The 25,560-nt window shown below is 37.1% G+C and carries 19 protein-coding genes; 7 read left to right on the forward strand and 12 right to left on the reverse strand.

Translation table 11 applies throughout. The annotated features are described in order from the left end of the window. Positions 1–154: 154 nt before the first annotated feature. Positions 155–1,360, reverse strand: coding sequence for a DNA polymerase IV (gene dinB, locus ACY0M5_RS13220; protein ID WP_124993670.1), 1,206 nt, complete (start codon positions 1,358–1,360; stop codon positions 155–157). Positions 1,361–1,433: 73 nt separating this feature from the next. On the opposite strand from dinB, the gene ACY0M5_RS13225 reads away from it, so the two are divergent. Then, complete coding sequence (locus ACY0M5_RS13225; protein WP_461629459.1) at positions 1,434–2,144, forward strand: XRE family transcriptional regulator; 711 nt, start codon at positions 1,434–1,436, stop codon at positions 2,142–2,144. Positions 2,145–2,263: 119 nt separating this feature from the next. Then, positions 2,264–2,557 carry a putative quinol monooxygenase gene (locus ACY0M5_RS13230; protein ID WP_461629460.1) on the forward strand — a complete coding sequence of 98 codons (294 nt, stop codon included), beginning with the start codon at positions 2,264–2,266 and terminating at the stop codon, positions 2,555–2,557. Between the two features lie 145 nt (positions 2,558–2,702). On the opposite strand, the gene ACY0M5_RS13235 is transcribed toward ACY0M5_RS13230, so the two are convergent. Continuing rightward, the gene (locus tag ACY0M5_RS13235) at positions 2,703–3,062 is read right to left on the reverse strand and encodes a hypothetical protein (protein WP_461629461.1); all 360 of its coding nucleotides are present in this window, start codon (positions 3,060–3,062) and stop codon (positions 2,703–2,705) included. Positions 3,063–3,349: 287 nt separating this feature from the next. Next, complete coding sequence (locus ACY0M5_RS13240; protein ID WP_461629462.1) at positions 3,350–5,395, reverse strand: M13 family metallopeptidase; 2,046 nt, start codon at positions 5,393–5,395, stop codon at positions 3,350–3,352. A 167-nt stretch (positions 5,396–5,562) separates the two neighbouring features. Between ACY0M5_RS13240 and mnmA the strand changes: the two genes are divergently transcribed. Next, positions 5,563–6,654, forward strand: a complete 1,092-nt coding sequence (gene mnmA / locus ACY0M5_RS13245) for a tRNA 2-thiouridine(34) synthase MnmA (RefSeq protein ID WP_461629463.1) — start codon at positions 5,563–5,565, stop codon at positions 6,652–6,654. A gap of 6 nt (positions 6,655–6,660) precedes the next feature. Here mnmA and ACY0M5_RS13250 read toward each other — a convergent pair whose 3' ends face one another. After that, positions 6,661–7,155 carry a GAF domain-containing protein gene (locus ACY0M5_RS13250; RefSeq protein WP_160463495.1) on the reverse strand — a complete coding sequence of 165 codons (495 nt, stop codon included), beginning with the start codon at positions 7,153–7,155 and terminating at the stop codon, positions 6,661–6,663. Positions 7,156–7,298: 143 nt separating this feature from the next. Between ACY0M5_RS13250 and ACY0M5_RS13255 the strand changes: the two genes are divergently transcribed. Further along, complete coding sequence (locus ACY0M5_RS13255) at positions 7,299–7,538, forward strand: DUF3820 family protein (RefSeq protein WP_197092796.1); 240 nt, start codon at positions 7,299–7,301, stop codon at positions 7,536–7,538. 46 nt (positions 7,539–7,584) lie between these two features. Here the strand turns inward: ACY0M5_RS13255 and modC are convergent, their stop codons facing one another. The 7 genes from modC to ACY0M5_RS13290 all read right to left on the reverse strand — a co-directional run bounded on the left by modC (position 7,585) and on the right by ACY0M5_RS13290 (position 15,659). After that, a complete protein-coding gene (gene modC, locus ACY0M5_RS13260; RefSeq protein WP_461629464.1) occupies positions 7,585–8,679 on the reverse strand; it encodes a molybdenum ABC transporter ATP-binding protein in 1,095 nt (364 codons plus the stop codon). A gap of 51 nt (positions 8,680–8,730) precedes the next feature. Next, positions 8,731–9,426 (reverse strand): molybdate ABC transporter permease subunit, encoded by a 696-nt coding sequence (gene modB, locus ACY0M5_RS13265; RefSeq protein WP_101308546.1) that lies wholly within the window; start codon positions 9,424–9,426, stop codon positions 8,731–8,733. Between the two features lie 2 nt (positions 9,427–9,428). Next, positions 9,429–10,208 (reverse strand): molybdate ABC transporter substrate-binding protein, encoded by a 780-nt coding sequence (gene modA / locus ACY0M5_RS13270; protein WP_461629465.1) that lies wholly within the window; start codon positions 10,206–10,208, stop codon positions 9,429–9,431. Between the two features lie 205 nt (positions 10,209–10,413). Next, complete coding sequence (locus ACY0M5_RS13275; RefSeq protein WP_156196479.1) at positions 10,414–11,076, reverse strand: ferric reductase-like transmembrane domain-containing protein; 663 nt, start codon at positions 11,074–11,076, stop codon at positions 10,414–10,416. A gap of 146 nt (positions 11,077–11,222) precedes the next feature. Then, complete coding sequence (locus ACY0M5_RS13280) at positions 11,223–11,927, reverse strand: Crp/Fnr family transcriptional regulator (RefSeq protein WP_461629466.1); 705 nt, start codon at positions 11,925–11,927, stop codon at positions 11,223–11,225. A 381-nt stretch (positions 11,928–12,308) separates the two neighbouring features. After that, positions 12,309–13,013: a hypothetical protein gene (locus ACY0M5_RS13285; RefSeq protein WP_124993681.1), complete on the reverse strand. Its 705-nt coding sequence runs from the start codon at positions 13,011–13,013 to the stop codon at positions 12,309–12,311. A 96-nt stretch (positions 13,014–13,109) separates the two neighbouring features. After that, positions 13,110–15,659 carry a phosphoenolpyruvate carboxylase gene (locus tag ACY0M5_RS13290; RefSeq protein WP_461629467.1) on the reverse strand — a complete coding sequence of 850 codons (2,550 nt, stop codon included), beginning with the start codon at positions 15,657–15,659 and terminating at the stop codon, positions 13,110–13,112. A 271-nt stretch (positions 15,660–15,930) separates the two neighbouring features. Here ACY0M5_RS13290 and ACY0M5_RS13295 point away from each other — a divergent pair, with 271 nt between their 5' ends. The 3 genes from ACY0M5_RS13295 to ACY0M5_RS13305 all read left to right on the forward strand — a co-directional run bounded on the left by ACY0M5_RS13295 (position 15,931) and on the right by ACY0M5_RS13305 (position 20,909). Beyond that, entirely contained in the window at positions 15,931–17,943 is a 2,013-nt protein-coding gene (locus ACY0M5_RS13295; RefSeq protein WP_461629468.1) for an alpha amylase C-terminal domain-containing protein, read from the forward strand. 2 nt (positions 17,944–17,945) lie between these two features. Further along, positions 17,946–19,646 (forward strand): alpha-amylase family glycosyl hydrolase, encoded by a 1,701-nt coding sequence (locus ACY0M5_RS13300; protein ID WP_461629469.1) that lies wholly within the window; start codon positions 17,946–17,948, stop codon positions 19,644–19,646. 165 nt (positions 19,647–19,811) lie between these two features. Further along, the gene (locus ACY0M5_RS13305; RefSeq protein WP_320018993.1) at positions 19,812–20,909 is read left to right on the forward strand and encodes a methyltransferase; all 1,098 of its coding nucleotides are present in this window, start codon (positions 19,812–19,814) and stop codon (positions 20,907–20,909) included. A 273-nt stretch (positions 20,910–21,182) separates the two neighbouring features. On the opposite strand, the gene glgP is transcribed toward ACY0M5_RS13305, so the two are convergent. Continuing rightward, positions 21,183–25,418: an alpha-glucan family phosphorylase gene (gene glgP, locus ACY0M5_RS13310; RefSeq protein WP_461629470.1), complete on the reverse strand. Its 4,236-nt coding sequence runs from the start codon at positions 25,416–25,418 to the stop codon at positions 21,183–21,185. Positions 25,419–25,560: the final 142 nt, after the last annotated feature.

Here is a 25,560-nt window from a genome sequence, read left to right on the forward strand (position 1 = left end):
AACAGTCAAACAGTCGAATGATATAAAAGTCTTGAAACAACAATAATATAATGCATTGCCCTGTGGCTTTAGCCCAGGGATAATGAGAATATCTTCTTTCACCCTGTTAATTCTTAATTCATCATTACTAATTCATAATTCTCATTCATCGTCTTTAGTGTGCCGGAATAATTGGTGTCTTACCATTGAAAGGGTTCATCCCTCCAATTGTTGTTGAGCCCATTCCAATGGCGCGCTTCACGGCACTTTGTCCGTAACGGTTGCGCACAAGATCCATGGCCTGATACAATTTAATCAGCTTCTCCGAATCCTCGAACAAACGAATTTGATACGTTCCGCCCACCAAATAGCTAAAACAAACACCAATCAAACGAATCAATACTCTGCGCTCATACATCTTCTCAAACAAATCAAGCACTACAGCGATGAGTGTATGATCTAAAGATGTGTAGGGAATTCGCTTCTGTTTTGTATACGTCTGAAAATCGGAATATCGGATCTTAACCGTCACACAAGCAGTTAGTTTGTTTCCATTTCGCAGTTGATAACACAGATTTTCGGCCATAGCCACCAACAAACTGCGTAATTTGGTCACATCGGTGGTATCTTTCTCGAAAGTCCGCTCGCTGGATATGGATTTTCTCTCGTTCCAGGCCACTACAGGAGTATTGTCAATTCCTTGTGCCTTTTTCCAGATTACCGTGCCGTTTTTACCCAATACGCGTTCCATCAATTCCATGGGCATTTCCTGTACGGTTCGAATTTTTTCTACCCCCATACTTCGTAACTTGTGATAGGTTTTATCGCCCACCATGGGTATTTTCTTTATGGAAAGAGGCGCCAAAAAAGGCATTTCGTTTCCTTCCGGAATTTCGATGTGATTATTGGGTTTGGCCTCTCCTGTTCCCACCTTCGAAACCGTTTTGCTCGTAGAAAGACCAAAAGAAATGGGTAAATTTGTCTCTTTTAAAATCTTCTCCCGTAATTCCCTCGACCACAAATAACTGGTCTGTACAAAACGATCCATTCCGGTAATGTCCACGTAAAACTCATCAATCGATGATTTTTCGAAAACAGGTGCACGTTCCTTTACAATTTCAGTCACCATGTCGGAAAACTTACTGTAAGTCCCGCTATCTCCTCTTATCACAACAGCACCCGGACATAATAGCCTGGCCATTTTCATAGGCATGGCAGAATGAATGCCATACACACGCGCTTCGTAGCTACAGGCAGCCACAACACCTCTGTCTGATGTTCCTCCAATCAGTACCGGACGATTATTCAACCTGTTGTCTAAAAGCCGTTCACAGGACACAAAAAAAGTATCCAAATCCATATGCAATATTGTCTTTCTCACTAATTGTCGATATTTTCGTCATTATTTTGACTATAATTTAGTCATTAATTGCTATCTTTGAAAAAAAGAAGCTATGTTTTTTGCAGAAAATATTAAGTTCCTGCGTCAGCGGAGAAAGAAATCTCAACTTAGTTTAGCTGAACAACTGGACATTACAAGAACTACTTTGGCAGGATATGAAAAAAATGTTCAGCCACCGTTTAAGGTATTGATTAAATTCGCTGAATACTTTGGTGTATCAATAGATGCATTGCTGCGCTACAATTTAGCAAAGCTGTCGGAATTTCAGCTTTCGCAGATAGAAGATGGATTCGATATTGATGTTACCGGAAAAAAATTACGCCTGCTCACCATATCCGTAAACAAAGATGGAGAAGAGAACATTGAAATGGTTCCGCTAAAAGCACAGGCAGGCTATACAAACAGCTACGGCGATTTGGAGTTTATCGGCTCACTGCCAAAATTCTCATTGCCCTTTCTTCCTAAAGATAAAACCTACCGAACGTTTCAAATTGCAGGAGATTCGATGCTGCCAATTCCCGAAGGTGCATGGGTAACTGCTTCCTTTATTCAAAACTGGGAGCAAATTAAAGATGGCACTCCCTGTATTATAGTAACACTTGAAGATGGGATTGTTTTTAAAGTAGTTTACAAACAGTTGGAGAAAAACCAAACACTCCTTTTGGTATCCTCGAACCGAAACTACAAGCCTTACGAATTGCCTATTAAGAACGTAATTGAGATCTGGAAATTTGAGACTTTTAACGGGTTTGAAATTGAATAACAAACAGAAGAACAAAAGCTTCAAGTCTAAAAATTCAGATTATAAAAACAATAATTTAACTTTACTACGAATAAAAAATAAAGTAAGACTAAAAACCAACGTTATTTAATAGAAATATCATGATCATCGTAAATGTAAAAATAAGACCTAAGGCCGGCTGTAAGCAGGATTTCATTAATGCATTCAATAATGTGGCCGAGCTGGTGAGACAAGAAGACGGATGTTTGGAGTACGAACTTCACCAAAAGCTGACTTCTGATTCGGAACTTTTTCTATTCGAACGATGGGAATCTAGAACTGCTCTCGACAAGCATTTAAATGCTGAGCACATGACTAAATACATCGCTGAAGTGAAAGGTTTTCTTGAAGCAAAAAACGAACTGAATATTTACGAGGCTGAGAAACTGAATTAAATAATAAAAAAGACGATACCGTACTTAATGATTGATTAAGGCCTTTAAACACAGTTTCGTGAACAGTCTCTTTTTCTTTGTTGATATCAGCACTCGAAATACTACTTAACATCTTATTATTGAAAGTTTTCAGATTATACAGGACTTACAGAGTACACGAGAAGGGCATTTCCGAAACTCCGAGGCATGTGTGTGTTACAAAAATGGGCATCCACGAAAAAATATGAGTATTGTGTGTGACTAAAACCGGCATTCTTGAAACTCCGAAAGACTTGTGTGGCTCTAAAATGGGCATCCACGAAAAAATATGAGCATTGTGCATCACTAAAACCGGCATTTTTAAAACTCCGAAGGGTTTGTGTTTTGCTTCAATCAACATTCCTGAAACTCCGAGAGCATTGTTTGCCGCTAAAACCGGCATCCACGAAAGTGAGAGGGCTTTGTATTTTGCTAAAATGGGCATCCACGCAAGCAGATGCCCATTTATATAAAGTAAAACAGCCATTTTCAAAACTGATCCTGCAAAGGGAATAATGCTCATTTAAATAATCAGAAGCCAAACAACACGATAAATGTAATATATACATGTCCATCAATGCTTTCAACCACTCGAAGTATAGTTTAACAGTCTATTATTGAAAGTTTTTATATTACACAGGACTTGCAGATTAGACTCTCCCGTCGAATTGAATTCAAACAAAAAAAACCGCCTCAGTTTCCCGAGACGGTTTGTATTTTTATACATCAAGTAAATCAGTATGATTACTATTTACTTTGTACTAATTTCCAACCTTACCAAATTTTAGCTCTTTGCTCTTCGGTACGGTACAAAGGAGCTTCAGGACCAATATTAAAAGTAGTGTAGAATTCTGGAATATTGAATAATCCGCCATTCACACGATATTTTCCTGGTGAGTGAACATCTTCTTTAATCAATTTTCTTAGATAAGTATCTCTTACATTTCCTCTCCACACTTTTGAATAAGAAAGGAAGAAACGCTGCATGTTATTAAAACCATCCACATCAGCAGGTGTTTTTCCATTCAACGACATTTTGTAGGCCTCCAATGCAATTGTTAATCCTCCATAATCGGCAATGTTTTCACCCAATGTTAATTTACCGTCAACATGAACATCATCAAATGGCTTAAACCCATCAAACTGGTCGACTAATTTCTGTGCTTTTGCATTGAATTTATCTGTGTCTTCTTCTGTCCACCAGTCTCTCATGTTTCCTTCCTTATCGAAACGGCGACCCGAATCATCAAAACCGTGAGTCATTTCGTGACCAATTACCACACCAATTGCTCCGTAGTTTACAGCATCGTCGCCATCCTTATAAAAGAAAGGAGGTTGAAGTATTGCTGCCGGAAATACTACTTCGTTCAACATCGGATGATAGTAGGCATTTACAGTTTGCGGAGTCATGCCCCATTTCTTGGTATCAACAGGCTCGCCTAATTTTTTAATATTTTTCTCGTACTCAAATTCGGAAGCTCTCCACATGTTCTGCACATACGAATCGGTACTTACTTCCAGTTTCGAATAATCTTCCCATTTATCAGGATAACCAATTTTCACACCAAAAGCATCCAATTTTGCCAATGCCTCTTTTTTGGTGTCTTCACTCATCCAATCCAACTTCTCAATTCTTCCACGCAAAACAGTTTTCAGATTGTCAACCAATTTAATCATTCTCTCTTTTGCCTCGGCAGGAAAATATTTCTCAACATACAATTGACCAATAGCTTCGCCCAATACTGCACCTGTTGCTGATGACATACGTCTCCATCGTGGCAGCTGCTCTTTTGTTCCCGAAAGAACTGTTCCAAAAAAGGCAAAGTTTTGCTTCTCAAGCTCAGTGTTTAAATAACCGGCCGATTCATCAAGAACTCTCCATTTCAAGTACAATTTAATGTCTTCCAGTTTTTCATCTGCCAACATCTTATTTAACTCTGCTGTGTATTTTGGATGAGTAACAATTACATACTCTTTAATATCAGCACCAATTTCTTTGAAATAGGCAGCCCAGTCGAAATTTGGATATTCTGCAGCCAATTCTTCAACTGTTTTAGGGTTGTACATGGCTGGATAATTTCTGTTTTCCAGATTAGTATTGAATTTGGTCGCCATGCGGGTCTCAAATTTCATAATTGTTTCCGCTTTTGCTTTTGCTGTATCCGCATTTTCACCAATCAATTCAAGCATCTTAGCAACGTGCTTCACAAACTCAACACGAATGTTCGCGCTCGTTTCGTTATCTGCTGTGTAATAATCACGATCCGGTAAGGAAATACCATCTTCAGACAAATACATCCGATTAACAGTTGTGTTTTTCATGTCCTGCTCAACACCGGCACCAAACAAAGTACTTATGCCCATTTTATGCAGATGAACCAATGTGTGACGCAAATCAACAGGATTCGAAACAGCCGCAATTCTTTCAAATTCGGGCAGCAATGGTTTGATTCCAACAGAATTAATTTTTTCAACATCCATACCTGTTGCGTAGAAATCCTGAATCTTTTTCAGATTGCTTCCCGCTTCGGCATTTTCTGTTTTTGCTGCTTCTTCCAACAAATCATGTACAGCACCATTGGCACTTTCCCCTAAAATATCGAAAGCACCGTATCGACTTCTATCTTCAGGAATTGGAGTATTTTTCATCCAGGTTCCATTGGCATATTCAAAAAAGTCATCTCCTGGATTTACTGCAAGGTTCATGTCTTCTTTTTTAAGTACTCCTGTACCTTTTGGTGCCTTTTCTGCACATCCTACCATAATGGAAAGAGCCAAACCTGCGCTCAGAATTCCACCTGACAATCTTTTAATGTTCATTTTATGCGATTTGTTGTTAATACTTATTTTATTAAGCCCAAAAATAGGAAAAAGCCACAAAATCCTCTTATTTTTTCGATAATCATTATGATTCGCCCGACAAGACTTATTTTGTTATCAGCTTTTAAAGAGATATTTTTGCATCGGATTACAAAATGGAGAATTATATGAACGAGGAGATGGACAAAAAAGCCAGAGTAGTGTTGGGAATGAGCGGAGGAACCGATTCGTCGGTAACAGCCATGATTCTAAAGGAACAAGGTTACCATGTTATTGGTGTTTCTCTTTGGTTTTTTAGTACCGATAATTCCTTTAATCCTGATGATCCACTGCCCGATTTTATTGTTGATGCTCAAAAGCTGGCACAGCAATTAGGTCTCGAACATCATGTGATTGATGCACGCAGAGAATTTCGTGATACCATTATTCAATTCTTTTTGGATGAATATATGGCAGGCCGAACACCCAGTCCTTGTATTCAGTGCAATCCCCAGTTAAAATGGAAATTGCTTTTGGAAAAAGCCAATGAATTAAACTGCGAATTTATTGCTACCGGTCATTACATTCAGATTTGCAAAGAGTCCAACGGTTACTATATCTGCAAAGGCAAAGATCCGGCAAAAGACCAATCGTATTTCCTATGGAATTTAGGACAGGATATTTTGTCGAGAACTCTTACTCCGCTTGGAAAATATACCAAAACTGAGGTTCGGGAAATAGCCGGGGATTTTGGTTTTGAAGAAGTGGCAAAAAAGAAGGAAAGCATGGGCATCTGTTTTATGGATCGTATGGATTACCGCGATTTTTTACAGGAGATGATTCCTGATTTGGATCAAAAAATAGGCCGTGGAAAAGTAACCGACACAAAAGGCAATCATTTGGGTTGGCACGATGGATATCCATACTACACAATCGGTCAGAAACGGGGGCTGGAACTGAAAGAAAAATCAGGTTTGATGGTAAGCCGGATTGATGCCGGTAGCAATACGCTTATTCTGGAAAAGAAAGATGATTTGAATCGAATGAACTTAAAAATTTCCAATTATTATTTTAATGATATTGAGGATAGTAAATTACCGAACATCAGCACCATTGTGCGGGGCTTGGGCCGAAATCCACAAAAATACAGCAGTCTTCAAATTAACAACGATACAGAACTGGAAGTGAAACTGGAAGATCCGGCATGGGCCATTGCACCCGGACAACCCGTAGCATTCTATATTGGCGATAAATTGATAGGTGGTGGTTTTGCCGAATAGTTCCGGTTAAGAAATTGAAGAATTCCGAATGATATTATTCTGCTCATCAATAACCAAATCCGATTCGATACTTTCCTTGAAATGATCGACCAATTTATGATCCAAATCATCAAATTCTCTGCATTCCTTATTCAACACACAGAGCGTTCCGAATAATTCCTCATTCGGATAACAAATTGGCATTCCAAGATAGCAGGACATTCCACTGTTATACGTCATTTTATCTTTCCATAAATCATCTTCAGCAGCATCCTTAATGTGAACCTTAGTTTTGCCGGCCACAACCGAATCGCAGTAGGAACCAATACTTAACTCTCCTCTATCTCCTATCAAGTATGGGTTGTTCTCGTTTTGGGAACTAACTAATACTTCCAGCTCGTGAGGATGCAGTTTCATAATCAGAATCGCTGACACCTTCAACAAATCCTCCAGCAGATCAATTTTTTCCTGCCATTTCAACAAAATATTCAGATCTATATATTGTTTTTCTATTGCATTCATCTCTATCCGTTTAAAAATCATTAGTAAATGATTAGTAAAGTTATGGAAAAAATAAACAGAATGTCAATAGTAAATTTGCTGCATAATTTTCTTATTATAATAAATTCTAAAATATCTTTGTGCAAAACAATCTACAAAAAGATATGGACAATATAGATGGGGATTTAATGAACGAAGAGTTAATCAAATTAATTCGAATGAGAATGCCCTATGGAAAATACAAAGGAAGATATCTGATTGATATTCCTGAGCCTTATTTGGTTTGGTACAGGCAAAAAGGTTTTCCTCCCGGAAAATTAGGAGAAATGCTTGCATCCATGTACGAAATAAAACTAAACGGATTAGAGGGAATGCTGCGTCCGCTTTGCAAAAAATACCAGTGAGTAATGAGTCTAAATTAAATTTTTCAATTCTTAATTTCTAATTAATTTAGGCATTTGTTTGCAAGGCCATCGATTTAAACAAACACCAAACTTTTTTCCCTTCGGAAAGTTCCATTTTTAAAAGGGAAGCGTGAGTTATCGAAATCAATAATTTAAAGCCAACATCAACAAGACAATAGTTGCGATTCTCTTTTTGAATCACTTTTAGGATCGTTCCTGGCAATTGATTTCGAATTGAAATATTCGGGATTTTCTCCAATGTTAAAGCAATATCCTCAGGACGAAGCGACACGTTCATTTCATCACCAATCTGACAACAATCCAAAACCATTTCCCTCTCAATGCTTATTTCTTCACTGGCATCTTTGTTCGATAAAATAGTTAATCCGTTTTTCTTATCGTGAGCTTCAACCTTAAATTGGATTACATTCATTAAACCGGCACCCCGCATTACATCAAGCATATTCTCCTGCTCAATCAAATCAAGATAGTTTCCTTGTCCAAGAACGCGTCCGTTTTTGAGCAAAAATAACTCCCGCGTCAAACTTAGTAAATCAGGCAAATCATGACTTACTACAAGCATGGGGATGTTAAATTTTCGATTGATCTTAATCAGGTAAGGAATAATCTGCCGGCGCAGCTTCACATCCAGCGATGAAAAAGGTTCATCCATCAGCAAAAGCTTGGGAGAACTAAGTAAAGCACGCCCTATGGCTACCCGTTGCTTCTCTCCTCCTGATAATTGTTTGGGTCTTTTTTCAAGCAAATTGTTTAGTTCCAGCAAATTAACCAATTCCTCAAATTCTATTACTTGTTTCCCTTTCGGGATGTACTTTGCTGCAAAAAGTAAATTTTTCCGAACATTCATGTGCGGAAACAATCTTCCTTCCTGAAACACATATCCAACTTTACGATTTCGGGCCGGTTCATAAATGTTTTTAAAAGTATCTACCATAGTAGTTTCTTCAATTTTCAGAAAACCTTCATCGGGCTTCTCTAAACCAACCAATAAGTGCATTAAAGTTGTTTTTCCTGCCCCCGACGGCCCAAAAATCCCTGTAATTCCTTGAATAAAATCCACTTCAATATCCAGAGAAAAATCGCCCTTACTACGTTTTAAATGTGCCGACAAAGCGTGCATAAACAATTGATTATTAAATTAGAACTAATTCTCACAACCGGATTCTCAAACTTAGTTTCGCTTGTGTAATTTTTTCACTAAATATTCAGAAAAAGCCATAGCCAAAAAGGAAAAAAGCACTGCAACCAAAAGCAATCTAAATGCCGAACTTTCCATACCAGGCATTTGAATCTGGTTGAACAAAGCCAATGGAATGGTTTGAGTTTCACCGGAAATATTTCCTGCAAATATAATGGTGGCACCAAATTCGCCCAATGATCTTGCAAATGAGAGCACAAAACCACTGATAATACCTGGCAATGCCAATGGTAAAGTCACTCTAACAAAACTTTGAAAAGTACTGGCTCCCAAAGTTTTCGCGGCTTCTTCAAATCCAGGATCAACCATTTCAATGGAAAGCCGAATGGCACGCACAGCCAATGGAAAAGAAACAATCATTGAAGCAATTACTGCAGCATAATAAGTAAAGGCGATTCTGATTCCGAGGAGCTCGTTCAACCAGTGACCAATCAGTCCTTTTGTTCCTAATAAAAGCAACAGAATAAAACCTGTAGCAACAGGCGGTAAAACCAAGGGTAAATTTATAAATCCTTCAATTAAAGATTTTCCCCGGAAAGTTTTACGAGCCAACCACCAGCCCATCAAAACAGCAATGGGTAAAACCAAAACAGCACACCACAAAGCCACTTTAAAAGAAAGACCGATTGCACTCATTTCTGTTTCCGAAAATACGAACCAATGCTCCATAATTAGTCTATTTTAAAACCATTTTTTTCCCAAATAGATTTGGCTTTATCCTCATTTAAAAAGACAACGAATGCCTCCTGTTTTTTATCTGAATTCATTTTGCCTGCACCGTAATACTGTATTGGATCACAATCTGTCACAGCAAATTCATAAACTGTTCTCACTTTTTTAGATTTCTTTGCATCTGATAAATATACCATCCCCATTTCAACCTCTCCCATCTCAACCATAAAGAGTGCATCTCTAACATCCTTAGCAGGTAATATTCGTTTGGCAAATTTATTTTCCCATGAATTATTTATCATGATTTGCCTGGCATACTTACCTGCTGGAACATGAGCCGGATCGCCAATGGAGATTCGACCTTTGAATAAATCGGGGAAATTAACTATCGAAACAGAATCCAGATACAAATCTGTATTCTCGATGGGTACAATAGCCACCATTCTATTTTCAACCAGACTTCGAATCGAATTTCGATCCACCAATTGCAACGAATCCAAATAATCCATCCAGTCTTTACTCGCCGAAACATAGTAATCGAACGCAGCACCGCTTTCAATTTGTCTGGCCAATATACCCGATGACGCAAAATTCAGACGAACACTTATTCCTGTCTCCTTCTTAAACTCCTGAGCAATTTCATTCATCACATCAATAACGCTTGCTGCCGCAAAAACACTAATCGAGTTAGTGGATTTATTGTGAGATGAGCACGATAATAAAAAAACAAATGGGAGCAAAAAGAGATACTGTTTCTTCGATTTCAACAATAATTTCATAGGGCATTATTAGATTAGTTGGGGTTTGAAGACATGAAAATAGCAATTTTTCCTAAGACTAAAGCTTTCCATGATTAGAAGAGCATGGAATTAAAATTGAAGATGAACGTGAAATCCGGTTAAACCTAAGGCATCAAGAAATTCTTGTACGAAAACCAGAGGAATTGCTGCAGGCTTTTTACAGACTAAACATTCAAAAATAAACCTAAAGCCCGTTAGCTTTTTTCATTCGTAATTCTTCCAAACGCGAACGTATTGGTTTATATCTGATTATAAAACCCAGCCCCAATAAACAAACATAAACAAGCCAGTCTTCTTCCAGCAGTATTACATGCAAAACGACCAAACCTGCTGCCACATAAGCCAATTTGTGAAGTTTTTTCCAAGCCTTTTTCAATAACTTCATAGACCTTTTATTGGATGTAATCATTAGAGCAAATACAATAATTCCAGCCAAGAATCCGGCTACAAGTTTTACTTCACTAAAAATGGCTGAAAATCCTTCGTACTTAATAAAAAACGAAAAATGCAAAAGGGCATAAACTCCTGTTGTTATACCAATTGCCTGACGGGTACGCAAATTGCTTGTCCATCCAAAAAGAATACGTACAGGTGTACACATTAAAATGGCTATCAGAAAACGAATGCCCCATTTTCCTGTAGTATGAATCGCATATTTAATACCCGGTATTGCATCAACATCCATTTTCGCAGCTAGTTCGGGAGATAATTCGTAATCATCAAAAATGAGAAAATCATAATTGTTATTCTCAAAATTAAAATTTGCCAATTCATACAAGCTCAACAAAGGAACAAACGCAATGATGCAAACTAAAATCCATCCCCTGTTTTTCTTCAGCCAATTCATATAAAACTCAAAATTAATAATACAGAATCTCTTTCCAGAGGTAAAATAAAGCCAGAAACATCATGTTAGGCTCTTTCAATAAGTAAAGATGGGGAAAAAACAAGAGATGATAAATACCAACATTTAGGTATTAAAAAACAAATGAATTACCCTACACGGCTAATTTGTTTTAGTTTATCCATATCCAGTATTGAAATACAACGGCCATTTACTTTTATGATCTTATCGGATTCAAAACCGCAAATCTGCTTCGACACACTTTCCCGACTGGTTCCAATCATGCAAGCAATTTCTTTACGGCTAAGTGGCAAAATAAAATTCGGAGAATTAAAAATCACACATGAAAAATACAAAAGGGCATCGGCAACTTTGCCAAAAATCTTTTTTTGATGCTGATCGATAAAACGATGATAATTCCTCACACTATCATTACATACCGAAGACAATATTTCATAACCAAACCTTCCATTTTCTTTAATAAATGTTGAAAAAACAGGAAGCTTGATATAACAAACAGTTACATTGTTTAAAGCCATGTAAGAATAGTGAGTTATATTGTCACTAAAGATAGAATGTAAGCCCAAATAAGAATGAGGCTTAATAACCTGCAGAATATATTCCTGATGCCGATCACCTTTTCCATATTCTTTCACAAGACCACTCCGCAGGTATACAACATGATCGGCCCAAGCACCTTCCAACAATATTATTTCTCCCCTTTCAAATGAAACTTCATGGCAGTTATCACTCAACAAAGACAAGTCATTACCAGAAAGCATTTGAACTGCACAGGATTTGTCTGTACAAGTTTCACAATTCGAAAAAATAGAGGCATTAGACTTTAGCAACATAATGATGTAATATATCTCACAAATATATGATAAAACATTCACAATAAGCAATTATTACACCCATAACTTCGTCTATTACTTTACAGTAAGCGAAAAAATTATAAAAAAAGCAATCCTCCTTCGCTCAATATTGTTTATTGATTATGTGATACTTTTCCTTTGAATGGTCAGCTTTTGAGTTGGGAGCTCAGGATAAATTTTACTGCGGATTCTATTGCAAATTTGCGCTGTATCTTGAGATTTTCTTTTGTTGTGTGTTGCTCTTTTCAAAAGGTTTTTTCACAAAAACAGCTCCAAACATTTAGGATTATGTTGTCTTTACTAATAAAAAAAAGATCGACTGTTCAGTCGATCCTCTATTACTTTTGTGAAATTAGATTATTACAAACCTAAATTCTTATTCTTTATCACTTCATCCTGAAGTTTTCTTGCCAATTTTTGCTCACGCACAAGAGCATTCTTACGATGAGTATCGAATTCCTCACGTACATCTTCTAAAGTTTCTTTGGTTTCTATTGTTACAACATTACTTCTTTTAAACAAAAAGAAACACAAACCAGCAATCGCAAGCGATCCAAAAATTAAAATCCACATAATGGTATTGTAAGTCGATTTTGGCAATTGCATTCCCAACAGACTCATACTATCTTTTGAATTAATAGTTTCTTCCAATTGATTTTTTACTGTTTGCAATTCTTTTTTTAGAGAACCAATTTCTGTATTTTGATTTTCAAGCAAAGATTTTGTATCCGACAAGTTCTTTTTTACAAAATTCAACGAATCTGTAACATTAGACTGAAACTTTTCTAAAGAGCTAATTTTAACAACTTTATAATCCTCATACCGATTGGATTTTGTCATCATATAATCAAACTGCTCTTTAATGGTTCCTTCATCAAGATAAGCTTTTACACGCTTTCTTACGACAGGTTTCACAACAGCTGGAGTAGTAACCTCCTGCTTAGTTGTCTCTTGCTTCTTCACTTCTGTTTTTACTTCGTTAGAAGTTTCTGTTGTCTGCGCAAATATTGCAGATGAAAACAAGATGAAAAGGACGGTTGAAAATAATGTTTTGTACAACTTCATTGGGATTCTTTTTGTTTTAATTCGTTTCTCAATTACAAAGAAAACGATATTCGACTTAGAAAATTGTTAGTAGTGAGTAAAATTTCTTAAACTTATTTAGGCTGAATTTCTACTGGCATTAATATTACCATAAAGTGATCGAATAACCAAGTTTTGCAGTATATTATATTTGTTTTGATCAGTATTTCCAGATAAATCCATCTCACGGATTTTCATCAGCGCAAATTGCTGAATACATATTAAAGGCAATACAATCTCTTCCCTTAAATGAATCGAATCCTTTAACTCCAGTGATAATTGCATAATCTCCTCCTGTCCGGATACTTCCAATAACATATCAATACTCAATTGATATTCCTTATAAATCCAATTCCAAAATTCACCAAATTCTTCATCTTTTTGCATGTATTGTGTTAATGAAAAATATGATTTGCTTATTGACTGCATACTGTTCTCAACCAAAGTTCTAAAAAACAGAGAATTCTGATACAGACTCTTACACCCTTCCATTCGTCCTTCTTCTTTCAGTCTCTTTATAGATGCTCCTACACCAAAAAAACCAGGTACATTTTGCTTCATCTGACTCCAGGCTCCTACAAAAGGAATTGCCCGCAAATCTTCAAAATTTAATTTCGCTGATGCATTTCGTTTACTGGGACGACTTCCAATTTTTGCTTCTCCGTAGTATTTCAAAGCACTCATTTTCTCTAAATAAGGCACAAACTTATCCGATGATTTAAATCGCTGATATTCTTCCAAACTGTATTGCGAAAGAGCCTCCATTATTTCTCTGTCTTCTGTGCTGAATTGTTTACTTTGATCCTCGAACAGACGATTTCCCAATCCGGCGGTAATCAGTAATTCCTGATAATATTTAGCCGACGCCTTGGTTCCAAACTTCGAACTAATCGTCTGCCCTTGAATGGTTACCTGTATTTCCTGATTTTCGATATTATTCCCAAGAGAAGAATAGAATTTGTGTGTGTTTCCTCCTCCCCGTGCCGGAGGTCCCCCGCGTCCATCAAAAAAGACAACTACAATTCCCTTTTCGCGCGCCAATCGGGTAATATTTTCTTTTGCTTTGTAAATGCTCCAATTTGCTGAAAAGTAACCCCCATCTTTGGTTCCGTCCGAAAAGCCAAGCATAATGGTTTGCTTCTTTCCTCTCGAAACCAAATGCTGATAGTATACCTTATTTTCAAACAATTCCCTCATTGTTTCATCAGCTTTCGACAAATCATCAATCGTTTCGAATAACGGCACAATATCTAATGGCAAAGAATCCTCCCAGGCACAAAGCTTAGCCATAGCATAAACCCGGGCTACATCAACAGAAGACTGACAATTACTGATAATAAATCGATTACAGGCCAACTCCCCATTTCTTTCCTGAATCTCTTTTATGGTGGAAAAAACACTTATTGTATCTCTGCTCACCTTATCTTCAGTTTTAAAATAGCTAACTGATCCTTTTACTTCAAATAAACTTTCAATAGAAACATCGCCAATTTGATTCGTTAAAAAGGTAGAAGATTTACACAAAACATCAAAAGCTTTACCAATAATCCGACTATCCTGCCGGATGTCAATATTAGCAAAATGAGAACCAAACAGTTTCACTTTATTCTGAAACTTTCTCAATAAATCGAGAAAGAAACCATCGTGTTGCTCCACTAATATTTTCTCAATTTTATTTAAACAATCAGTAATCTCAGCAAGAGAGATTCCTGCACTTTTATCACTATCATTCAAAGCAGTAAGAACCCTTTCTTCCAAGTTCACAATTAACTCATACACACCTTTAAAGCTTAAGCGCCTGCGCAAAAGTCTCAAATCTTTGTAATAATTCAAAAACAAAATATATCGAAGTCTTTCTGCAACTTTCAGTGTTGTTTCAGTATTTACATAAGGATTTCCATCACGGTCGCCTCCCGGCCAAAAACCAAATGAGATTACAGAACCAACCTTTTCATTAGAAAAGTCTTCGCTTTTTAACAATTCTGAATACAAATCGGAAGCCGACTGATAAAATATATTCTCAAGATACCAGCTCAAACTTTTTGCTTCATCATATGGTGTAGGACGTTCCTTCTTAAAAAACGGTGTTTTCCCCAACTGGGTAAGCAATAACTTAATTTGAAGCAAATCGCTTTTTTGAATGGCTTTTATCAAATCATTGATAATGGCAAGAACAGTGCTGGGATAAAATTGCGTAGGATGAGCAGTTAACACAACCCGCACAGCAAAATGTTCTAAATCATTTTTTAAATCCTCCCATTTGCCGGTTTGTTTGATCTTCGACTTTAATGCTTTCAAACTGCCGGCACCATCTAAATCATTCATTTTGCCAAAGACTGCATCCTCCACTGCATCCAGCAAAACCACCTGTCTTTCGATGTAATGAATTACCCGAAACATGAAATCAAATTCTTCCTCCTCTGTTTTAAAGGAGGTTTGCTTCTCAAAAAAATCCTCGAATATTTCAACCGGTGATTTTCCTGTCTCCAATCCCTTCGAGCATTCTTCTTTTAAAATGGGAATTAATATTCCCGTTTTATGAATACCATCCAATGGCAATGTCAAAAATATACTGTTGTACAATTTGTACTTTAAATCAACTTCATTTTGAAATTTCTCTGATCTCATATAATTATATTTCTCCCCCGTACATATACATATATCAATTGATCCGATTAAGATAAGAAAACAGATTGAAATTAACGAGGAGATAAACTATTTTCAGAAATATTTGCTGTTGGACAAAGACTGCTGCATTCACACAACTCAACCTCTTTATCAGCAAGGAAAAAATCTCAAAAACTTCACTCCTTTTTAAAATAATTACATCAGATAAATTGTATCTTTAAACTTGTTGCACCAACAACTTACTTCCTAATCCGGAACTCTTATACCGCTTATGATTAAACATCTTAAAATAGTTGACTCGGATCCCATGTTGTACAATTATCAATATGTGATTCAAAAAAGATTAAATGCAGCTTTCCAAAAGGAAAAGGAACTAACAGAAACTACGCTTTCAGCCTTTGCCAATGGACATCATTATTATGGTCTCCATCAAGATTCTGAAAACTGGATTATTCGGGAATGGGCTCCAAATGCCGATAAAATGTATCTTATTGGTGAATTTTCGAACTGGCAAGAGCAAACGAACTATCAATTCGAAAGAATTGCCAATGGTAATTTTGAGTTGAAACTAGCGTTAGCTTCATTAAAACAAGCTGATTTATATAAATTACTGATTTATTGGCCGGGAGGAAAAGGAGAACGTATTCCTGTTTGGTGCACACGAGTGGTACAAGATCCTGATACACTTATTTATTCAGCTCAAGTGTGGCAAAACGAAAAGCCTTTTGAATGGAAATTTGATACCAATAGAGTCAAATACAAATCGCCTCTTATTTATGAAGCCCATATTGGAATGGCTACAGAAAAAGAAAGCGTTGGCACTTATAAGGAATTTCGTGAACTCGTATTGCCCAGAATTCACCGCGCCGGTTACAATACCATACAATTAATGGCCATTCAGGAACATCCGTACTATGGCTCTTTTGGATATCATGTTTCCAGCTTATTCGCAGCCTCTTCCCGCTTCGGAACGCCCGAAGAATTGAAACAACTAATTGATGCAGCACATTCCTTAGGCATTATGGTGATTATGGATATCGTTCACTCGCATGCGGTAAAAAATGAACTGGAAGGCATTGGTAATTTCGATGGTTCGCCACATCAATTTTTTCATGCAGATGAACGAAGAGAACACATAGCATGGGATTCTTTGTGTTACAATTATGGGAAAAATGAAGTTCTTCATCTTCTTTTATCCAATATTAAATACTGGTTGGAAGAATATCATTTCGATGGATATCGTTTTGATGGAGTGACAAGTATGCTTTACTACGATCATGGCTTATCGAGAGATTTTACAAGCTATGAAATGTATTTTGACGGCGGACAAGATGAGGATGCAATTTGCTACCTAAGCTTAGCCAACAAGTTGATTCACGAATACAATCCCAATGCGATTAGTGTTGCAGAAGAAATGAGCGGATATCCCGGCTTAGCATCTTCTTTGGAGGATGGTGGATTGGGTTTTGATTTTAGATTAGCCATGGGAATTCCCGATTACTGGATCAAGCTGATTAAGGAAACACATGATGAAGACTGGAATGTAGGCAATATCTTTTACGAATTATCCAACAAACGAGCCGAAGAAAAAACCATTAGCTATGCAGAATCTCACGATCAGGCTTTGGTTGGCGACCAAACGCTTATTTTCCGTTTAATTGAAAAGTCAATGTATGACAGCATGGACAAATCAAGCGTAAACTTGGTGGTCGACCGTGGAATTGCTCTTCATAAATTGATTCGATTGCTGACACTTTCCTGTTCTGGAAACGGCTACCTAAATTTTATGGGAAATGAATTCGGACATCCCGAATGGATTGATTTTCCCCGTTTAGGTAACAATTGGTCCTACAAACATGCGCGGCGACAATGGAGTTTGGTCGACAATCATCTCTTGCGCTTCGAAGATTTAAATGAGTTTGATAAAGATATGATTGCTCTGCAAAACAGAGAGGAATTCATTAACGAACCCTATATCAATTGTGTTCAATCCGATCAGCAAAATCAAATTTTGGCTGTTCTGAGAAAAGATTTACTTTTCGTTTTCAACCTCAATCCAAGCGAATCATTTACCTATTATGGAATTCCTGCAAAATCAGGTAAATATCAGCTTGTGCTTAATTCAGACGAGAAAAAATATGGTGGCTTCGATCGTGTGGATGGCAGCCTGCTTTACTATTCCAAACCTGAAGCTTCAATGTCGAAAAACCACAGGGTATATCTTTATTTACCAAGCAGAACAGCTTTAGTATTCAAGTATATTCCTTCAAAAAGTATCTTTTAAATATGAGCATTCCCAAACCAATTATATATCAATTGCTTCCCCGTTTATTTGGAAATAAAAACACGAAGCCTGTTGTTGATGGTTCCCGAAGCGAAAATGGAACCGGAAAGTTCAATGACATCATCAATACTGCACTCCAGGAAATAAAAAAACTTGGAATTACTCATGTTTGGTATACCGGAATCATCGAGCATGCGATTGTTGAGGCTTATCCTGATGCTGGAATCCCTCATGGAAATCCATTAGTGATTAAAGGAAAAGCAGGATCTCCATATGCAATTAAAGATTACTACGATGTAAATCCTGATCTGGCCGAGGATGTAGATGAAAGAATGCAGGAGTTTCAAAATCTTGTTGCGAGAACCCATCAGAACGATATGAAGGTGATTATCGATTTTGTTCCCAATCATTTGGCCCGGGAATATCATTCGGATGCAAAACCGAAAGGTATTTCTGATTTCGGTGACCAAGATGATGGAAGCAAAGCATTTTCGGCCACTAACAACTTCTACTATCTACCGCACCAACAATTGCATCTGTCTGATGAAATAAGAAATCGGTTTCCGAATACAGATTATCAGGAATATCCTGCAAAGGCAACCGGAAATGATCAATTTACTGCCCATCCGCAACTAAACGATTGGTACGAAACCGTTAAGCTAAATTATGGTGTCGATTATCAGAATGGGCACTCCGCTCATTTTGATCCAATTCCAGATACTTGGTTGAAAATGAAAGACATTTTGCTCTATTGGGCAAAAAAAGAAATTGATGGTTTCCGTTGTGATATGGCAGAAATGGTACCCGTAGAATTTTGGCAGTGGGTAATTGGGGAAATAAAATCAGCATTTCCTGATATCCTTTTTATTGCCGAAGTATACAATCCTTATTTATACGAAACCTATATTAAAAACGGAAAATTCGATTACCTGTACGACAAAGTAGGTTTGTATGACACTCTTAAAGGAGTAATTCGCGGAGAACGTGCAGCCAGAGATATTTCACAATGCTGGCAATCCTTAAACAATCTGGACGAATACATGCTTCGGTTTCTGGAAAATCATGATGAACAAAGAATTGCTTCGCCCTATTTTGCTTCCGATCCTATTAAAGCCCTTCCGGGGATGATGCTGTCGCTTTGCATGCATCGTGGACCTTTACTAATTTATTCGGGACAGGAATTTGCTGAAACAGGAATGGAAATATCCGGTTATAGTGGTTCTGACGGACGATCTACCATATTCGATTACTGGAATTTGCCAGAACACCAAAAATGGATGAATGATGGCAGGTTTGATGGTGAATTATTATCTGATCGGCAAAAAAAACTGCAAACAGCCTATCATGACATTCTAAAATATGCACAACTGCCCGCTATCGTCTTTGGTGAATTTTATGATATAATGTGGCAAAACACGGATTCAAACATCTTTAATTCGGATAAAGTTTACGCTTTTTTGCGGCATACCGTAAATCAAAAACTATTAGTGATTTGCAATTTCGATGATCATACACAGCATTTGCAAGTAAAGATACCAACACACGCCTTGGAAACAATGAAGATTCAACGTCCGGTAGAATTGTGTTTTGTTAATAAACAATCAAATACTGAGCATAGGCTTACCTGCGAAGAAGCATCTGAAAAAGGATTGTCTCTAAATGTTTCAGGCTATCAATATCTTCTGTTCGAAATTAGAAACTAAAAAAATCACTGATTTATATACTGTTATTGCAATTAATTGAGTGAATAGATCGTATTATCATCAGTAATTGTACTACGTTTACACAATTTTTAAAAATCAACTGCGAAATAAACATTGCTTAGGAGTTTGACCTTGGTTTTGCGAAACGCGAAAAACAAATAAGGAATGTTAAAAAACGAATTAGAGCTGATCATATCAGGTCAAAAAATATCAGTAAACAGACCAGAACCAATTGTTGCAGATATCGATGTGGTTCCCTACAAAAGACGTATGGATCCTATGGATGCCGTAGATGCACTTATTGAAGGCTATTCGGTTTTAATTGTTGATTACTATAGCAGCGGACTTGCTGTACTCAGCGAATTAAAAAAACATCTGGAGAAAAAATATACGGATCAATCGTTTAAGGGACAACGTGAATTGCGCAAAACTTATCGCGAGCTTTCTCATAAATTACTTCTGCATATAACAAACAACAAACTCACGGTTAGAAAAGCTCCGGAAATTGGCTGGCTGGAAACACTATATCCTGATTTCACTGAATTTCTGCTGCCATTTTCTCAGGTTCAAGGATTAAACAGTTCGTGGCAGTGGTACAACAAAGGTATTTTCATTCCTGTTATCGACAGAAAAATACATCCGTTTTATGGCACTTACTTCCCAACCCGATTTGAACATTTAAAACTATTCGACAAGTGGTTGGAACGTTACAAGGGAGAAAAAAAATCTGCTATTGATGTTGGAATTGGATCCGGTATTTTAAGTTTTCAACTGTTGAAGCATGGTTTTCAGAAGGTTTGTGGTACCGATAACAATCCAAATGCAATTATTGGCTTAACACAAAGTCTCAAGAAAAGTAAATTGAACTCGAAAATAGAACTTCTATTCGGAGATTTATTTGCCCAAAACGACAGCAAATCAGATTTAATTGTATTTAATCCGCCTTGGTTGCCGGCATCAAACAAATCGGAAGGAATCGACAATGCAATCTACTATGAAAAGGATTTGTTTCCACGCTTTTTTGCAGAAGCAAAAAAACACACCAGACTTAATGGCCGTGTTGTAATTCTGTTTTCAAATCTGGCACAAATTACCAATCAGAAGGAAAGTCATCCTATCGAAAAGGAATTGGCTGAAGGCGGTCGTTTTGAAAAAGAATTACTTTTGCATAAAAAAGTAAGATCAGCTTCGAAGAACACAAAAAGAAATCAAAATTGGCGCCACGAAGAAATGATTGAACTATGGGTATTAAAATTGCTTTAACCAAACACAAAAAAAATATTAAATGCCAATTTATTTCGTAAATTTGAAATAACACTTTATAAGTAATAAAATAGAAACTTAATTTTAATATAAATATCATGGCTAAGTCACAAGACGCTAAGAAAAACGTGAAAAAGGAATCGACAAAAACGGCGAAAGAAAAAAAAGAAGAAAAAAGAGAGAAAAAAGCTAATAAAAAATAATTTCATTTATTCTAAATACAAAAAAAGGCTGTTTCAAAATTGGAACAGCCTTTTTTCATAATATTTTATTCTAAATCCATTTCACATAGTTAAAATCCTGACGATGAGGAAGGTTGCAATTACACGCATACATTCTCAATCCAAAATCGAAGATCCCCGGATCATTCAACACCAAATCCAAACGATAGAAGGCCAGTGAATCCACCTTCCGGTCAAGAATTAACGGTTCTGTACGAATTGGGCCAGGTTTTTGAGCATCTATGGTAGCTCTTAGTACCAATTCAACGCAAATATCTTCATCGATCAAATCCTTTAAATCAAGTGCTGCTTCCACATGATAATTTTCACCTGACAAGTATTTGTGCTTAGGAGTACTTGGTGCATCCACAGAAACCACTTCAATTTTATCCCATGAAGCAAGAATTTTCTTTTTCCAATTGGCAGTATCTTTTGCCATTTCATAGTCTCCCTCCTTCAATTTTAGAACACGTTGATGCATTTTACTGTAAAAACGATCTTTATAATCGTCAATCATACGCTTGGTTGTATATTCCGGTGCAATTTCAGCAATACATTTTTTAACGTACTGAATCCAATCAACCGGAATGTTGTTCTCATCACGCTTATAGTATAGAGGTATTATTTCATTTTCGAACATTGAATAAATTGTCTGCGCATCCAATTCATCCTGAAACGATTGATTTTCATAGGTTCTGTCATCGGTCAGTGCCCAACCTGCTCCTTCACAATAGCCTTCCAGCCACCATCCGTCAAGTACACTAAAATTAAGAACTCCATTCATCACCGCTTTTTCACCCGATGTTCCGGAAGCTTCCAGCGGACGGGTTGGCGTGTTCATCCAGATATCAACACCTTTAACCAAGCGCTGTCCCAATTCCATGTCATAATTCTCAAGGAATAAAATTTTCCCTTCAAATTCAGGACGACGAGACACATCAACAATGCGTTTAATTAAATCCTGACCTGCTTTATCTGCAGGATGAGCTTTTCCCGCGAAAATAAATTGCACCGGTTTTTCAGGATTATTTAAGAGTTCGGCCAATCGGTCTATATCACTAAATAATAAATGCGCACGCTTATAAGTAGCGAATCGGCGGGCAAATCCAATGGTAAGGGCATTCTCATCTATCGAATCCATTATCTCAACTAAAGAACGGGGATCCTCATATCTTTTGATCCAGTTCTTTTGGAAACGATCTTTCGCGAAATCAATCAATTTTTTACGCAATACATTTTTAATGCTCCAAATTTTTTCATCAGCAACATCGTATATTTTTTTCCAATATTCTTTGTTCGACAAATCATTTAAGAATCCTTCATCGAATTCCTGTTCGTGCAAAGTTCTCCATTCTTTTGCAGTCCAGCTAGGATAATGCACTCCATTTGTTACGTACCCAATATGCAATTCCTCAGGAAAATATCCCTGATAAAGATTATTGAACATTTCCTGAGAAATCTTGCCGTGAAGCATACTTACTCCGTTCATGGCAACCGATGTATTGGCTGCCAAGTTACTCATCGAAAACCTCTCGTTATAATCCAAAGGATTTACTCTTCCCAAAGCAAGGAATTGATCCCATCCTAATTTCAGTTTCTCAGGAACATAAGACAGATAATGTCTGATCATATCAGGAGAAAAAGTATCATGTCCGGCTGGTACCGGCGTATGTGTAGTAAAAAGGGAGGAAGCTCTTACAATTTCCAAAGCCACTTCGTATTGATAACCATCAGAAATCAGATTGATCAATCTCTCTACATTTATTAATGCGGCATGTCCCTCGTTGCAATGATACAAGTCAGGTTGAATATCAATAGCATCGAGAGTTTTGATACCTCCCATTCCCAAAAGAATTTCCTGCTTAATCCGGTGATCCCAGTCGCCGCCATATAATTGATGAGTTAAAGAACGATCTCTCTCATCATTCATTTCGGTTTCGGTATCCAAAAGATATAAGGAAATTCTACCCACTTCAACCTTCCATATTTTTGCTGTAACAGTTCTTCCTTCCAAAGAAAGGGAAATGGTTTTTGCAAATCCTGAACTATCTCTCACCCTTACAATTGGCAACTGAGAAAATTTTTGTTCGTCCAGTTCAACCAACTGCTCGCCATTTAAAGATAAACGCTGGGTAAAGTATCCAAACCGATACATAAAACCAACCGCAACCATATCCACATTAGAGTCACTGGCTTCTTTTAAATAATCGCCCGCCAATATTCCCAATCCTCCAGAATAAATCTTCAGGTTATTATTTAAACCGTACTCCATGCTGAAATAGGCAATCTTAGGTTGTCCTTCGGCCGGTTTTACGGCCATATAGTTTTTGAATTCCTGAATTACAGCATTATAACTCTGCATAAAAGACTCATTAGCCGCCAATTCCTTCATTCGTGCACTTGACACTTGCTTAAGCAGTAGAATTGGATTCTTTTTGCAATTATGCCACAACTTAGGATCCACCGATTCGTAAAGGTCGATGGCTTTATAATTCCAGCACCACCATAAATTTTTAGATAATTCCTCTAAACCAAGTAATTCCTTTGGAAGATTGGTCTCAATAATTAATTTCCGCCAACTTATCTGATTACTTTTTGGTACGTTCAAATGATTTTCAACCAAAACCTGCACAGGTGATTCGTTTTCCTTTTTCATATTATTTTTGATTGCTAATTCGTAAGCCTTGTAATAATTTCCAATAAAATTCTTCCATAATGTCTTTTTAGCAATGCTGGCTGCATTTTCCCTGCACCGAATTACATTATCCTCTGATTTTGTTGCAAAATTAAATATCTGAGAAGAAATATTTCCTACAACTTCTTTTCGATTGGAATCATTTCGTTCCACAACTGCAACGCCGCCTTTGTCTGCCTCTCCAATCATTTGAACCCATTGTCCAAATCCGGATAATGAAGTTGTTATGGTAGGAACACTAAAGGCAACACTCTCCATTGGAGTATATCCCCAAGGTTCATAATAAGATGGGAAAACTGACAGATCCAATCCCATCAAAAGCTCATAATAAGACTTATTAAATATGCCATCCTTTCCATCCAGATAGGTTGGCACAAAAATAACTTTAACTCTCTCATCTTCGCCATTACTAAAACCCAAAGACTTGATCTTTTTTAAGATCTCATCCCTGTCTTCATTGCCCAGGTTATGGGTTAAATAAGGTTTTGTCAGGAACTTTTTTTCCGGATATTCCGCCAAATTCTCCTGTAAATCCTTTCGGGGACCCCGCTGATCTCCCGGAATCAAAAAGAAAGCTATAATATCACGATCCATATATTTATTTGCATTCAATTGGGCCAAAGCTTCCAAAAACACATCAAGGCCTTTGTTTTTGAACTCGTAACGACCACCTGTTCCTACAAACAATGTATTCTCCTTTATTTCATAACCCAAAAGCGATTCGGCTACTTTCTTGAATTCTTTTTTTGATTTCTGTCTGGTAATTTCGAGCTGTTCGGAATTCGGTACAAAGTCGTCTTCAAAACCATTTGGCATCACCACATCTACAGCGCGCCCATGAAATTGCCTGCACTCACGTGCTGTGATATCACTCACTGTTGAAGAACAATCTGCTGCCAGAGCAACACATTTTTCCATTGAACATTTGGCCGTAACATTGTACTGTCTTGGCTTTTCAATTGGATTAAAATGAAGCAGATTATCGTACAAGTTTTCATAATTACTGGCCAATACCCGTCCAAGCATACTTGCATGAGTCGTGAAAATTGTTGAAATACAAGGCGCCTGATCTTTCAAATACAATAGTCCGGCACCAGTCATCCACTCATGAAACTGGGCAACTATTTTATTTTTCGACAAATCCTTAAACTGTACAAAGCTCTCAATTACTTTACCACTTGCATAACCAAACATCGCAGCATCATGATAATCATCCTGTCCATATAATGATTCCAACCGGTAAATTTCCCACAATTGACTGTAAATTGCGTCTTTCTTCGCCAGAAAATCCGAAAAATCAATCAAAATCACAATTGGATTTCCCGGTATTTTCCAATATCCAATCCGAACCGACAAACCATCAGCTTTTAATTTTGCTCTCCACTGCGGAAACAATTTTTCATCTTCCTGAAACTCTTTTTCCCGGTGTTCAGTCTTATTAAAATCCGGTCCTATATAAATGATCCGTTCGTTAAATACTGGTTTAAGCGATAAGGCCTTTGTAGAAATAACCGTATGAATTCCACCAACCTTATTGCAAACTTCCCAACTAACTTCAAATATAAAATCCGGAGTTATATCCCTATTATTCATACCCATATGCTTACTAATTACTTTTAGCTGTTTTTTTACCAACTAAAGTGCTGACTACTTTAAAATTCAATAAAATACTTTCCTTTAATTACTATACAGAAAGTATTTTATTCCTAATTAATTGATTCTGTTTATCGTTTAA

It is taken from the genome of Labilibaculum euxinicum, assembly GCF_963678175.1.
Taxonomy (GTDB): domain Bacteria; phylum Bacteroidota; class Bacteroidia; order Bacteroidales; family Marinifilaceae; genus Labilibaculum; species Labilibaculum euxinus.